Source organism: Stagnihabitans lacustris (genome assembly GCF_025950525.1).
Taxonomy (GTDB): domain Bacteria; phylum Pseudomonadota; class Alphaproteobacteria; order Rhodobacterales; family Rhodobacteraceae; genus Stagnihabitans.
Map to the genome: position 1 here is coordinate 39,425 of NZ_JAPDGS010000005.1, position 13,229 is coordinate 52,653.

Sequence of the window (13,229 nt, forward strand, 5' to 3'; positions counted from 1 at the left end):
GCTGCGGCAAAATCGCGCTTGCGGAAAGTGGCGAGGTCGTGCCATCTGGCGCAAGATTGTTGCGCGGAGGAATCATGAACCTGGTCCGGTCGGCCCTGTATATCCCTGGCTCCAAGGCGCGCGCGTTGGAAAAGGCCGCGACCCTGCCTTGCGATGCCATCCTCTTTGACCTGGAGGACGCCGTGGCGCCGCAGGAAAAGGCCGCCGCCCGCAGCCTTTTGGCGCAGATGCTGGACGAGGTCGACTATGGGCCTCGGCTGCGGTTGGTGCGGGTCAATGGGGCCGCGACGGACTGGGGCGCCGCCGACCTTGACGCCTTTGCCGATCATCCCGGCGTCGATGGGATCTTGCTGCCCAAGGTCGATGGCGCCGGCGACCTGCAGGCCCCGGGGACCAAGCCGCTTTGGGCCATGATGGAGACGCCTTTGGCCCTGCTGAACGCCCCCGCCATCGCCGCCCATCCTCGGCTGAGGGGCCTTGTGATGGGGACCAATGACCTGCTGAAGGACCTTGGCGCCCGCTTTCGCCCGGACCGCGCCGGGTTGGCCGCGGGGCTTGGCCTGTGCCTTCTGGCCGCCCGCGCCCATGGGAAACTGGCGCTGGATGGGGTCTATAACGCCTTCAAGGATCAGCCGGGGCTGGAGGCCGAGTGTCTCCAGGGCCGCGACCTGGGCTTTGATGGCAAGACGCTGATCCATCCCGACCAACTGGACACCGCCAACCGCATCTTTGCCCCCTCGGAGGGGGAAATCGACCTGGCCCGCCGCCAGATCGCGGCCTTTGACGCGGCCAAGGCGCGCGGCGAGGGGGTCGCAGTTCTGGATGGCAAGATCGTCGAAAACCTGCATATCGTGACGGCGCGGGCCACGCTGGACAAGGCCCGAGCCATTGCGGGAATGACATGACACTTCTGATCCTTGGGGTCCTTTTGTGGGCCGCGGCCCATCTGTTGAAACGCCTTGCACCGGGCCTTCGGGCGCGGCTGGGAGAGAACGCGGGCAAGGGGCTTGTGACGCTGGCGCTTTTGCTCTCGGTCTGGCTGATGGTTGCGGGCTTTCATGAAGACTATATCCCCCTGTGGGAGCCGCCGCTTTTCCTGCGCCATATCAACAACCTGCTGATGGTTTTCGCGGTGATCCTGGTGACGATGCAGGCCAATCGCGGGCGGATGCGGACCTGGCTGCGCCATCCGATGCTGACCGGGGTCAAGACCTGGGCGCTGGCACATTTGCTGGTGAATGGCGATCTGGCCTCGGTCGTGCTGTTTGGCGGCATGATGGCCTGGGCGGTGGTCGAGGTCATCGTGATCAACCGCGCCAACCGCGCTTGGGTCCGCCCGGCGCCGGGGCCCGTGGTGGCCGATATCGCCCATGTCGCAGGCGCCCTCGTGCTGATGGGCGGCATCATCTGGCTGCATGGCTGGTTGGGTTATCCGGCGGTGGGGGGATAGGATGCGGCTTTACCGGTTCCTGTCCGACGACGACACTTCGGCCTTTTGCCACAAGGTGACGTCCGCGCTGAACAAGGGGTGGGAGCTGCACGGCGCCCCCACCTATGCCTTTGACGCTTCCCGCGGCGTGATGCGCTGCGGTCAGGCCGTCACCAAAGAGGCGCCCGGGACCTATACGCCCGAGGTGAAGCTGGGCGAGCAATAAAGGCGCTGAACCCCACCCTGTCACAAAGCGTAGGGTGCGCTTCAGCGCACCACTTGGAACAAGATCACGGGGGACAAGATGAAGACCAATCCGGGCCGTTTCTTCGAGGATTACCGCCTGGGCGAGGTCATTGCCCATGCCGTCCCGCGCACGCTGTCGGGGGGGGAACGCGCGCTTTACCACGCGCTTTACCCGGCCCGCGGCGCGCTGCACGCGTCGGACGACTTCGCCCGCGCCTGTGGCTTGGCCGCCAGCCCGCTGGACGACCTGATCACCTTCCATACCGTCTTTGGCAAGACCGTGCCCGATATCTCGTTGAACGCCGTGGCGAACCTTGGCTATGCCGAGGGCCGCTTTCTGGCGCCGGTCTGGCCAGGGGATACCTTGACGGCCCAATCCGAAGTCATTGGGTTGAAAGAGAATTCCAACGGCGCCTCGGGGGTGGTCTGGGTGCGCACGACGGGGCAGAACCAACATGGCACCCCGGTCCTGACCTATGTCCGCTGGGTCATGGTCAAGAAACGCGGCACCGCTCCCACCAGCCCTGCACATGTGCCGCAACTGGCCGCCGTGGTTCCGCCCGAGACGCTGACCCTGCCGCAGGGCCTTGATTTCTCGCGCTATGACTTTGCCTTGGCCGGAGAGCGTCACCGCTGGGGCGACTACACCCGGGGCGAAAAGATCGACCATGTCGACGGCGTGACGATCGAAGAGGCCGAACATATGCTGGCGACCCGGCTGTGGCAAAACACCGCCAAGGTGCATTTCGACCGCTCCCAGCGCCCCGACGGCCGCCGTCTGATCTATGGCGGCCATGTCATCAGCCTGGCCCGCGCCCTGTCTTTCAACGGCCTGGCCAATGCGCAGCTGATCGCGGGCCTGAACGGCGGCGCCCATGCCAACCCCTGTTTTGCCGGCGACACGGTCCGCGCCTGGACCGAGGTTCTGGACCGCGCCGAAACCCCCGCTCCGGGCGTCGGCGCCCTGCGTCTGCGGCTGGTGGCCCATCGCGGGTCCGGCATGCCCTACCGCGACGATCAGGGCAAATACGATGCAGATGTGCTGCTGGACCTGGATTACTGGGCGTTGATCCCGACCTGACCCCGTGGCATCTTGCCCGAAAAGGGAGCCCGCCATGCTGCGTCCGTTCATCACCGCCTGCCTTCTGACCCTGGCCGCTCCGGCCTTTGCCGACAGCACCTTTGTCTTTCCCGAAGACCAGGCCGAGACCGATTTCATCGCCAACGAGGTCATTGCCACCTTTTACCACGAGGTCGGCCACGGCCTGATCGACGTGCTGAAGATCCCGGTGCTGGGCAAGGAAGAAGACGCCGCCGACACGCTTTCGGTCATCCTGATGGACCGCATCTGGAAAGAAGAGGCCGCGGCCGAAATCCTGCGGTCGGATGCCATGACCTATGCGGCCAACGCCGATTATTCGTTGGACGACACCGATCCGGCCGATTTCGCTGATGAACATTCGCTGGACATCCAGCGCTATTACGCGGTCGTCTGCCTGTTTTACGGCGCCAATCCCGACGCGCGCCGCGATCTGGCCGTCGAGCTGGAATTGCCCGAAGCCAAGCTGGAAAGCTGCCCCGACGAATGGGCCTATGCCTCGGGCGCCTGGGACAAGGTGCTGGAGGGCACAGAGCCCGGCCCCAAGAAAAAGGGCCTTGTGATGGGCGAAGGGCAAGAGGATCTGGAACTGGCGCAGCTTTTGGCCGACGAGGTCGCCTCGTTGAACCAGATGATCGGCCTGCCCGAGGACATCACCGTCTGGGTCGCCGATTGCGGCGAGGCCAACGCCTATTATTCCCCCGATGACAAGGCGATCACCATTTGCAACGAATATGCGCAGTATCTTCAGGAGATCTGGGCGGCCAGCGAATGAGGTTTTTGTGATCACAGCCCTGCTCCGAATCGCATCGCTGGTGGTCCTGGCCACTCCGGGCCTGGCGCAAGACCTTGCTGTGACCGGCGGTCTTGGCCTTGGCCTCACGACCGAGGCCGATCCGGGCGCGCGGCACAGGGCAGGGGGCTGGATCGAGGCGGGCTTTGGCGGCGGCTATGTCGGGCTGTCTTATGACGCCTATCAGGACAGCGATCTGAACGACTCCGAGGCCTATCTCGGCTATGCCGCAACCCTGGGCCTGGTCGAGGTGAACGGCGGCGTCACCCGCGACCTGATGGCGGATCGGACCAGCCTGGACCTGTCCCTGGCCTGGCCCCTTGGCGATTTTTCGACCGAACTGGCCTTGGCCCATGACCCCAAGGCCGGAAGCACCGATCAAAGCCTGACCCTCGCCTATGCCCGCCCGGTCTCCGAGGCGCTGACCCTGACCGCCAGCCTGACCCTGGACCGCGAGGATGGCGCCTTTTCGCAAGACTGGGCAATCGGCGCCAATCGGACCTTGGGCGATAGTTCTGCCCTGGCCGGATATCTCGCCTGGGGCAGCGACGAAGACCCCTGGTTGGGTGTCGATCTGTCCTGGGAGGTCACTTTGCTGGGTGGCGGGGATTTGTGATCACGATTTTTCAGACTGTGATCACAAACGGAAGATTCTCATCCCGATCCCCTCGTCGCCCGGAAATTCACGCCATATCCTGCGTGACAGATGAATTTTTGACGCTAAGAAAAACTTAGCTTCTGCAGCGCAGCATCTGCGCGCAGGCGGACCAGAGCGAGAGGGCAGCCATGTCCAGTAAAACCACTTCGGGCAAGCGCGTCGAACGGCCGCTTTCGCCCTTCATGATCGGGCCTTACTATCGGCCGCAGATCACCTCGATTTCCTCGATCCTGATCCGGATCACAGGGCTTGGCCTGATGGCAGGGGTGATCCTGGCCGTCTGGTGGCTTTTGGCCGCGGCGATTTCGGACGAGTATTTCGCAATTGCCAATGCCGTCGTCACCTCGTGGTTCGGCAAGCTGGTCTTCACCGGATCGCTTTGGGCGGTCTGGTATCACTACCTGGGCGGGCTACGTCACCTGTATTACGACGCTGGCCACGGGCTAGAGATCAAGACGGCCGAGCGTCTGGGCTGGGCCATGGTGATCGGGTCGGTCGTGTTGACCGTCCTGACGATCCTGATCGTATGAGGGGCGAGATGCGCTATCTGACCGACCGCAAACGCGCCGAGGGCAAGGGCGCCGCCCATGCCGGGACCGAACATCATTGGTCGATGACCGTGACCGCGGTGATCCTGGCCTTCCTTGTGCCGACCTGGATCTATGTCTTCGGCCATGCCCTTGGCGGCACCCGCGCCGAGGTTCTGGCCACCTTTGCCCGCCCCTTTCCCGCCATCCTGACCGCCCTGGTCCTGCTGGTGTCCATGCGCCACTTCGCCAAAGGCGCCACCACCACGATCGAGGATTATCTGCGCGGCTCGGCCCGCAAATCCGCCCTGATCGCCGTCTATTCCCTTGCCGCGTTGATTGCAGCCGTAGGCCTCTGGGCCTTGCTGCGCATCATGATCTCCTGAGGCCAAAATGACCGCTTATCCCTATGAAGTGCATGAATACGACGTGGTCGTCGTGGGCGCGGGCGGCGCGGGTCTGCGCGCGACGCTGGGCATGGCCGAACAGGGCCTGCGCACGGCCTGCGTGACCAAGGTTTTCCCGACGCGGTCGCACACCGTCGCGGCACAGGGCGGCATCGCGGCCTCCTTGGGCAACATGGGGCCGGACTCGTGGCAGTGGCATATGTATGACACCGTCAAAGGGTCCGACTGGCTGGGCGACACCGACGCGATGGAATACCTGGCCCGTGAGGCCCCCAAGGCCGTTTACGAGCTGGAACATTACGGCGTGCCGTTTTCCCGCACCGAAGAGGGCAAGATCTATCAGCGCCCCTTTGGCGGCCATACGACCGAGTTCGGTGAGGGCCCGCCCGTGCAGCGCACCTGCGCCGCCGCCGACCGCACCGGCCACGCCATCCTGCACACGCTGTATGGCCAGAGCCTGAAGAACAATGCCGAGTTCTTCATCGAATATTTCGCCATCGACCTGATCATCACCGAAGGCCGCTGCACCGGCGTCGTCGCCTGGAAGCTGGACGACGGCACGATGCATGTCTTCAACGCCAAGATGGTGGTCCTTGCGACCGGCGGCTATGGCCGGGCCTACTTCTCCGCGACAAGCGCCCATACCTGCACCGGCGACGGCGGCGGCATGGTGGCGCGCGCGGGCCTGCCGCTGCAGGATATGGAGTTCGTGCAGTTCCACCCGACCGGGATCTATGGCTCGGGCTGCCTGATCACCGAAGGCGCGCGGGGCGAGGGCGGCTATCTGACCAACGCGAACGGCGAACGCTTCATGGAGCGTTATGCGCCCCATTACAAAGACCTGGCGCCGCGCGACTATGTCAGCCGCTGCATGACGCTGGAAATCCGCGAGGGCCGCGGGGTTGGCGCCCATGGCGACCATATCCACCTGAACCTGTCGCACCTGCCCAAGGAAACGCTGGACCTGCGCCTTCCCGGCATCAGCGAAAGCGCCCGCATCTTTGCTGGCGTCGACCTGACCAAAGAGCCGATCCCGGTCCTGCCCACCGTGCATTACAACATGGGCGGCGTGCCCACGAACTATTGGGGCGAGGTGTTGAACCCGACCCATGACAATCCCGATGCCACTTTCCCGGGGCTTATGGCCGTGGGCGAGGCGGGCTGTGCCAGCGTCCATGGCGCCAACCGCCTTGGATCGAACTCGCTCATCGACCTCGTGGTCTTTGGTCGGGCGGCGGCCATCCGTGCCGGCCAGATCGTCAACCCGAAAGAGGCGGCCGCGCCGATCAACAAGCCCGAGATCGACCGCGCCCTGTCGCGCTTTGACGGGCTGCGCCACGCCAATGGCCAAACCCCCACCGCCGATCTGCGGCTTGAAATGCAGCGCGCGATGCAGTCCGACGCCGCCGTCTTCCGCGCCTCTGCGACCTTGGCGCAGGGCGAGGCCAAGATGACGGAAATCGCGGGCAAGGTCCCCGACCTGAAAGTCACAGACCGCTCGCTGGTCTGGAACTCCGACCTGATGGAGACGCTGGAGCTGACCAACCTGATGCCCAACGCTCTGGCCACGATCTACGGCGCCCATGCCCGCACCGAAAGCCGCGGCGCCCATGCGCATGAGGATTTCCCCCACCGCGACGACGCCCAGTGGCGCAAACACTCGCTGGCCTGGGTCGATGGGGCCAAGGTGCGGCTGGATTACCGCGCCGTCCACACCGCCCCCCTGACCACCGAGGCCGAGGGCGGCATCAGCCTGAAGAAAATCGCCCCGGCGGAGCGCAAGTTCTGATGGCTTTCATACTGGCCCAAATATCTCTCGGGGGGGCAGGGGGGCAGACAGCCCCCCTGGGCGTCCGCCCATGACCACGGCAGGCTATTCCGGCACGCCCCTGGCAAAAAAGCTTGGCCTGAAGGATGGTCAGGCCGCGGCCTTTGTGTGCCTGCCTGACAGCCTGCAAAGCCTGACCGAGGCGGCCCTTTTCCGCCGTTTGGAACTGGCGCCCGATTGGCGTGCGCTGCCCGAAGGCGCCCGCGATGTCATCCACCTGTTCACCACCGACAAGGCCGACCTCGTGGGGCTTCCCGTGCTGCGTGACCTTATCGCGGCGGATGGCATGATCTGGGTGTCCTGGCCGAAAAAGGCCTCCAAGGTGCCGACAACCCTTACCGAAGACCTGATCCGCAGCGCCGCGCTTGACGATGTGCTTGTCGACGTCAAAGTCTGCGCCGTCGATGCCATCTGGTCCGGCCTGAAGCTTGTGGTCCGCAAGGACCACCGCGCGCGTCATATCCATGCCGGTCCGAAGGGGGGGCTGCAATGATGCGCCTTGCCCTCCTGCTGTCCCTCGCCGCCTGTGGCCCGCTGCCCCTGGCAGAGGCCGAAAGCCAATGCCTGCCCCAAGCCCGCCTGGCGCAAAGCCCGCGCGGAACGGTGGGCATCGGCGCAGGCTCCAACGGGGCGGCCGGGGCTTTCGACGTCACGATCTCCAGTGACTACCTTCTGGGGCGCAATCCCGACGCGGTCTATGGCGACTGCGTCCGCGCCCGCTCGGGGCAATCGCCCTCCCGCCCGTTTTCCTCCTTGCCGCAATCCCGGATGTAAAGGCTGTCCCATGGTCCAGTTTTCGCTCCCCAAGAATTCCAAGATCCGCACTGGAAAAACTTGGCCCAAGCCGGATGGCAAAAACATCCGCAAATTCCTTGTCTACCGCTGGTCGCCCGATGATGGCGAAAACCCGCGGGTGGACAGCTATTTCATCGACCTCGACAGATGCGGGCCGATGGTTCTGGACGCGCTGATCAAGATCAAGAACGAGATCGACCCGACCCTGACCTTCCGCCGCTCGTGCCGCGAGGGGATCTGTGGGTCCTGCGCGATGAACATCGACGGCATCAACACCCTGGCCTGTATCTATGGCCTGGACGAGGTGAAGGGCGATGTCCGCATCTATCCCTTGCCCCATATGCCGGTCATCAAGGACCTGATCCCGGACCTGACGCATTTTTATGCGCAACATGCCTCGATCATGCCCTGGCTGGAAACCAAGACCAACCGCCCCGCCAAGGAATGGCGCCAGTCGATCGAGGATCGGTCGAAACTGGACGGGCTTTATGAATGTGTGATGTGCGCCTCATGCAGCACCTCTTGCCCGTCTTACTGGTGGAATTCGGACAAATACCTGGGGCCGGCGGCGCTGCTTCATGCCTATCGCTGGATCATCGATTCGCGCGACGAGGCGACGGGCGCGCGTCTGGACGACCTGGAAGACCCGTTCAAACTCTATCGCTGCCACACGATCATGAATTGCACCAAGACCTGCCCCAAGGGGCTGAACCCGGCCAAGGCGATTGCCGAGATCAAGAAGATGATGGTCGAGCGCGCGGTTTAAACGAAAGGCCCCCGAAAGGGGGCCTTTTCACAACAAGAGGCGGCGCGCCTGCTCTTGCAATGCGGGGGGCCAGGTCACGAAATCCGCGGTCATCGCGTGAATCTCGGCCACGATCTCCTGGATTTCCACCTGTTCCTCGGCCGTATGGGCCCGGTCCGACCGCGTCATCCCGGCGATGGTCTTGTCGAATCGGTCGCCCCGCGCAATCGTCCAGCCGTGATGCAACCCATGGGCCGCAGCCGATTTCAACACGCCCTCGGGGTCCTTGTCGGCCAGATCCGCCCAGAACACCGTTCCGGCGTTCTCCAGCCCCCAATGCACCACCGGATCGCTGAGCATATAGCCGTTTTCCGAGTAGTGGTCGCTCCAGGCGGCATCATAGGTCTGATACAGCAGCGTTGGCCGCGTCAGACGGATGTGGATGGCCAGCGCATAGCCCGTATCGCAAAGCGCCTGAAGCCTGCCCAAAAGGGATGCGAGCCTGTCGCTCTTGCTGTCCGCAATCGTCAAAGATTCACCTCAAGGCTGTCAGGAGTTGCGTTACTCACCTAAAGCGGGCAAGTGTTAACGCCAAGAGGCTATGAGCAGTCCTCGCCCCCGGCAACCTGTTTAAAAGTAGATGGCAACATTACAGGAGATGAAGGAACGGTTCGACAAGATCGCGGATGCAGGCTTTTATTTGGCCCTCCGCGTCGGTTTTTCCTTTCCTGAAGAGGAGTTGAACGCTTTGCCCAGCAATTGGGTCGAGTTTTACACGGCCAATGGGCTGGTGGTTCACGACCCCTCGTTGAAATGGGTTTACGGCAACAATGGCGCGGTGCGCAGCAGCGACATCGGCCTTCCCGATCCGCAACAGATTCTCGGCCGGGCGCGGGTCTTTGGCCTGCAGCATGGGGCGGTGGTTTCTGTCGTGACCCCGGCCGACCGGGGACGGCGCAGCTACGGCCTGTTCTACCGCGCCCAAAGTCCCTTCACAGACGAGCATCTGACCGCGCTGCATGGCTATCTGCGCGAGCTTCATTCCGGCAACACGGCCGAACCCGGCCTGACCGCCGCCGAGGTCGAGGCGCTGCAGATGCAGGCCGGCGGGCTACGGCTGAAACAGATCGCCGGCGACCTTGGGATTTCGGAAAGCGCGGTCAAGGCGCGGCTGAACAATGCCAAGCGCAAACTGGGGGCGCGCACCCTCGCCCATGCCGCCTCTTTGGCCGCGGGCCGTCGCATCATCTGATTCCCGCACGTTTAAGTGGAAATGACCTGCCGTCGCTCCACTTTTGGTGTCTTTTTGACTTCTGCATACAACCTGAGGCGGTCTAAAATCCCTTTACTGCAACTTAACGTCTTGGGGACTCACATGGAAAATATCCGCTTCGACTTTTCGGGCCTGCATCAGCATGGCCGCGCGTTTTACGAGTTTCTGGGCCTGCGCAAACAGGTCTTTGTCGACGAGCTTGGATGGGACGTGCCGCATAATGACAAGGTCGAGATGGACCAATACGACACGCCGCTGGCGCAATATTCGTTGGTGATCCGGAATGGCAAGGTCGTGGGGGGCGCGCGGGCGATGGCCACGACGGTGGCCTGGGGCGACCACACCTATATGCTGCGCGACGCCTTCACCGGCAAGCTGCGCCATATCCCGGGCCATATCATGACCACCGATATCGCGGCGCCCGATGTTTGGGAATCGACGCGGCTTGTCGTGTCCGATGATCTGAAGACCCAGGCCGAGCGGTCGGAATGTCTGCGCCTGATCGTCGATGGCCTGGTCGAGACCGCGCGGGGGCAGGGGGCGCGGCAGATGATCTGTCTGTCCTCGATGCTGTTGATGCGCGCGCTGCGGCAGTTGGGATATGGCGTCGAAAAGGCGGGGCCGACCTATGTCAACGACGAGGATGGGCGGGTCTACGGCGTCTTGCGGATGCCGGCCGATTACTCGAACGCCCGCAAGGCGGCCTCTGTGGTTCGGTTGCGGCCCTATGATCTGGCCGAGGCCGTCTGACCGCTTGGCCTCTGCCCGCGGATCGGGCAAAATCCTCGAAAGGAGACCGCGATGAAGCCCGACCATCCCACGCACCGCGCGCCCACGGACGCCGCCGCCCGCAAGGCGGTGGCGCCCGTGATCTGCTATCCCACGGACAGCCTGCCCCGTCGCGACCTTGCGCCCTTTCACGCCGCGCGCGCGGGCTGGACGCTGCTGCACGAAACCCTGATCCCCGCCCGTGACGCCCGCTGTTTCGACGTGCCCGCCGGTCACTTCTTTCGCATCCTGTCGGTCGAGGGGCCGCAGGTCGGCGACCTGAACCTGTGGAACGCGCAGGATCTGGGCGAGCGGTTTTTCTCGGGCAAGACCCGCGCGTTGCATGGCACGCATCTGTCTGCGGGCGACCGGATGTGGTCGAACCTGCCCCATCTGCGCCCGCTTGCGCTGATCACCGATGACACGTTGGATTGGTATGGCTTCGACGCCTTTGGCGGGTCGGTCCATGACGTGATCGGCACGCGTTGCGATCCCTATACGCATAATCTTTTGGCGGGCGGGCAGTATCACCACTGCTGCCATTCCAACCTGACGCGGGCGCTGGCCGCCCGCACCGGCATGCCTGTGGGCCAAGCCGAACTTCATGTCCATGACGTGCTGAATGTCTTCATGTGTACGGGCTTTACCCGCGACACCGGCCAGTATTTCATGAAGGCCAGCCCCGTGCGCCCGGGCGACTACCTTGAATTCTTTGCCGAAACCGACCTGATCGGCGCGCTTTCGGCCTGTCCGGGCGGCGATTGCTCGTCCGAACATTCCTCGGATCAGGCCGCCTGCCATCCGCTGTTGGTCCAGGTCTTCAAACCGCAAAAGGCCCCGGACGGCTGGACGCCCCCGGGACCCAATGGCTATGACCGCAGCCACGGTCTTTGATTTCATCTTTTCTCATATATCCCGGGGGGTGAAGGGGGGCTGGCCCCCCTTCTTACGCCAGCGCCGCTGCAACCACCTCGGCCATCGGCGTCGTTGCCCGCCCGATCAGCCGCGACAAGGTCCGGCTGTCATCGAACAAGGCCCCGCGTGAGGCCTGGTCGTCCGAATCCGCCAGAATGGCCGCGAAACCGGCGGGCAGGCCAAAGCCCTCCAGCGCCTTGGCGTAATCGGCCGGCGGCAAAGAGACATAGCCCACCGGCTTGCCCGCCTTGGCCGACACCACCGCCGCCATCTCGGCCAGCGTAAAGGCCACATCGCCCGCAAGCTCGTAGACCTGGCCCTGCAAGGCCTTGTCCAGCGCCACCGCGGCAATCGCCTCGGCATAATCGGCCCGCGCCGCAGCCGAAACCTTGCCCTCGCCGACCGAGCCGATCATCGCGCCGTGTTCGATCGAGGCACCCAGAGCCCCGGTGTAATTCTCGATATACCAGCCGTTGCGCAGCAGGGTGAAACCCAGGCCCGAGGCCTTCAGCGCGGCTTCGGTGCCGATATGGTCGGCCGCCAGGATCATGGGCGAGGCCTCGCCCTTCAGGATCGAGGTATAGATGACATGGCCGACCCCATGGGCCTTGGCCGCCGCGATCACTGCCTTGTGCTGGCCCACCCGGTCGTTGAAATCGTTGGACGAAATCAGCACCAGCACCGAAACGCCAGCCAGGGCGTCATGGGTCTCGGGCTTGGTATAGTCAAAGGCGCGGGCCTCGCCCTGAACCTTGGACGGGTCGCGGGCCAGGGCGATGGCTTGGCCACCCCGGGCCTTGATGGCGGCAAGGGCAAGTTGGCCAAGTTGGCCTGTGGCTCCGGTGATGGCGATGGTCATGATGTGCTCCTGTGCTTGACGCCCCATACCTACCTTGATACTTACGAAACGGAAGTACCCACATAAATGTAAGTGTAGCGCATAAATGCACAAGCAAACCTTCGCAGATGCACAGCATTGGCCCGCCAACGTCTTGGCCCAGGATTGCCCCTCGCGGGTCATCCTGCAGCATGTCACCTCGCGCTGGGGGACGCTGATCCTGATTGCCCTGGCCGAGGACACCTTGCGCTTTGCGAACCTGCGCCGCCGCGTGCAGGGGATTTCGGAACGGATGCTGGCCCAGACGCTGCAGGTGCTGGAATCCGATGGCCTGGTCCATCGCCACGCGCATGACGTGGTTCCGCCCCATGTCGATTACCGCCTGACGCCCCTGGGGTTCGAGGTCGCGGCCCGGGTCATCGACCTGGCCCGCTGGATCGAAGGCAACCTGGACCGGCTTAAGCAGGAGGGCCAAACCGCGCCGTGATCCGGTCGCGGATCTGGTCGCGGGCCTGTCGATAGGCCGACAGTTTGGCGTCCCGCGTTTCGCCCAAGCCCGTCGGGTCCAGGATCGGCCAATATTCGACCTCGACATGATGGGTCCGCGTCAGTTCCAACGCCATGCGCTGACTGGCCGGAGACAGTGCGACGATCAGGTCATATTGCCCCAGATCGTCGCCCCATTGCTGCATTTCCTCGAAAGAGCGCGAGCGGTGGCGGGCAAGTTCCACCCCGATCTCGGCACAGACCGCGATGGAAAAACCGTCGATCTCCATGTCATTCTTGACGCCCGCGGATTGGACATAGACGTCCTGGCCGTAGAATTGCTTCATCATCCCTTCGGCCATGGGCGATCTGACCGCGTTGTGGTCACAGCAAAACAGCACAGCCGAGGGGAGTTTGCCCAT

General features: G+C 63.8%; 19 protein-coding genes. 16 read left to right on the forward strand and 3 right to left on the reverse strand.

Going from position 1 to position 13,229, the window contains the following annotated elements; translation table 11 throughout:
* Positions 1–74 precede the first annotated feature (74 nt).
* The 12 genes from NX862_RS13065 (at position 75) to NX862_RS13120 (ending at position 8,548) form a co-directional block, all read left to right on the forward strand.
* Positions 75–905, forward strand: coding sequence for an HpcH/HpaI aldolase/citrate lyase family protein (locus NX862_RS13065; protein ID WP_264494364.1), 831 nt, complete (start codon positions 75–77; stop codon positions 903–905).
* Complete coding sequence (locus NX862_RS13070) at positions 902–1,450, forward strand: NnrU family protein (protein WP_264494365.1); 549 nt, start codon at positions 902–904, stop codon at positions 1,448–1,450. The genes NX862_RS13065 and NX862_RS13070 overlap by 4 nt, the downstream gene beginning before the upstream one ends.
* Position 1,451: 1 nt before the next feature.
* The gene (locus NX862_RS13075) at positions 1,452–1,655 is read left to right on the forward strand and encodes a DUF1737 domain-containing protein (RefSeq protein ID WP_264494366.1); all 204 of its coding nucleotides are present in this window, start codon (positions 1,452–1,454) and stop codon (positions 1,653–1,655) included.
* Positions 1,656–1,733: 78 nt separating this feature from the next.
* A complete protein-coding gene (locus NX862_RS13080; protein ID WP_264494367.1) occupies positions 1,734–2,756 on the forward strand; it encodes a MaoC family dehydratase in 1,023 nt (340 codons plus the stop codon).
* Positions 2,757–2,790: 34 nt separating this feature from the next.
* Positions 2,791–3,549: a DUF4344 domain-containing metallopeptidase gene (locus NX862_RS13085; protein ID WP_264494368.1), complete on the forward strand. Its 759-nt coding sequence runs from the start codon at positions 2,791–2,793 to the stop codon at positions 3,547–3,549.
* A 7-nt stretch (positions 3,550–3,556) separates the two neighbouring features.
* On the forward strand, positions 3,557–4,183 hold the full coding sequence (locus NX862_RS13090; RefSeq protein ID WP_264494369.1) for a hypothetical protein: 627 nt from the start codon (positions 3,557–3,559) through the stop codon (positions 4,181–4,183).
* 170 nt (positions 4,184–4,353) lie between these two features.
* Complete coding sequence (sdhC, locus tag NX862_RS13095; RefSeq protein ID WP_264494370.1) at positions 4,354–4,755, forward strand: succinate dehydrogenase, cytochrome b556 subunit; 402 nt, start codon at positions 4,354–4,356, stop codon at positions 4,753–4,755.
* 8 nt (positions 4,756–4,763) lie between these two features.
* Entirely contained in the window at positions 4,764–5,138 is a 375-nt protein-coding gene (gene sdhD, locus NX862_RS13100) for a succinate dehydrogenase, hydrophobic membrane anchor protein (RefSeq protein ID WP_264494371.1), read from the forward strand.
* Positions 5,139–5,145: 7 nt separating this feature from the next.
* Complete coding sequence (gene sdhA / locus NX862_RS13105; RefSeq protein ID WP_264494372.1) at positions 5,146–6,948, forward strand: succinate dehydrogenase flavoprotein subunit; 1,803 nt, start codon at positions 5,146–5,148, stop codon at positions 6,946–6,948.
* A gap of 70 nt (positions 6,949–7,018) precedes the next feature.
* Positions 7,019–7,480: a hypothetical protein gene (locus NX862_RS13110; RefSeq protein WP_264494373.1), complete on the forward strand. Its 462-nt coding sequence runs from the start codon at positions 7,019–7,021 to the stop codon at positions 7,478–7,480.
* On the forward strand, positions 7,480–7,761 hold the full coding sequence (locus NX862_RS13115) for a hypothetical protein (protein ID WP_264494374.1): 282 nt from the start codon (positions 7,480–7,482) through the stop codon (positions 7,759–7,761). The genes NX862_RS13110 and NX862_RS13115 overlap by 1 nt, the downstream gene beginning before the upstream one ends.
* 10 nt (positions 7,762–7,771) lie before the next feature.
* Positions 7,772–8,548: a succinate dehydrogenase iron-sulfur subunit gene (locus NX862_RS13120; RefSeq protein ID WP_264494375.1), complete on the forward strand. Its 777-nt coding sequence runs from the start codon at positions 7,772–7,774 to the stop codon at positions 8,546–8,548.
* A gap of 27 nt (positions 8,549–8,575) precedes the next feature.
* Here NX862_RS13120 and NX862_RS13125 read toward each other — a convergent pair whose 3' ends face one another.
* A complete protein-coding gene (locus tag NX862_RS13125) occupies positions 8,576–9,016 on the reverse strand; it encodes an autoinducer binding domain-containing protein (RefSeq protein WP_264494376.1) in 441 nt (146 codons plus the stop codon).
* Between the two features lie 151 nt (positions 9,017–9,167).
* Between NX862_RS13125 and NX862_RS13130 the strand changes: the two genes are divergently transcribed.
* The 3 genes from NX862_RS13130 to NX862_RS13140 all read left to right on the forward strand — a co-directional run bounded on the left by NX862_RS13130 (position 9,168) and on the right by NX862_RS13140 (position 11,462).
* Positions 9,168–9,779, forward strand: coding sequence for a helix-turn-helix transcriptional regulator (locus NX862_RS13130; protein WP_264494377.1), 612 nt, complete (start codon positions 9,168–9,170; stop codon positions 9,777–9,779).
* 123 nt (positions 9,780–9,902) lie between these two features.
* Positions 9,903–10,550 (forward strand): acyl-homoserine-lactone synthase, encoded by a 648-nt coding sequence (locus NX862_RS13135; protein WP_264494378.1) that lies wholly within the window; start codon positions 9,903–9,905, stop codon positions 10,548–10,550.
* A gap of 51 nt (positions 10,551–10,601) precedes the next feature.
* The gene (locus tag NX862_RS13140) at positions 10,602–11,462 is read left to right on the forward strand and encodes an urea carboxylase-associated family protein (RefSeq protein WP_264494379.1); all 861 of its coding nucleotides are present in this window, start codon (positions 10,602–10,604) and stop codon (positions 11,460–11,462) included.
* A 52-nt stretch (positions 11,463–11,514) separates the two neighbouring features.
* Here NX862_RS13140 and NX862_RS13145 read toward each other — a convergent pair whose 3' ends face one another.
* A complete protein-coding gene (locus NX862_RS13145; protein ID WP_264494380.1) occupies positions 11,515–12,342 on the reverse strand; it encodes an SDR family oxidoreductase in 828 nt (275 codons plus the stop codon).
* Positions 12,343–12,427: 85 nt separating this feature from the next.
* On the opposite strand from NX862_RS13145, the gene NX862_RS13150 reads away from it, so the two are divergent.
* Positions 12,428–12,808, forward strand: coding sequence for a winged helix-turn-helix transcriptional regulator (locus tag NX862_RS13150; RefSeq protein WP_264494381.1), 381 nt, complete (start codon positions 12,428–12,430; stop codon positions 12,806–12,808).
* Here NX862_RS13150 and NX862_RS13155 read toward each other — a convergent pair.
* Entirely contained in the window at positions 12,780–13,229 is a 450-nt protein-coding gene (locus NX862_RS13155) for an arsenate-mycothiol transferase ArsC (RefSeq protein ID WP_264494382.1), read from the reverse strand. The two genes, NX862_RS13150 and NX862_RS13155, sit on opposite strands and share 29 nt — an antisense overlap.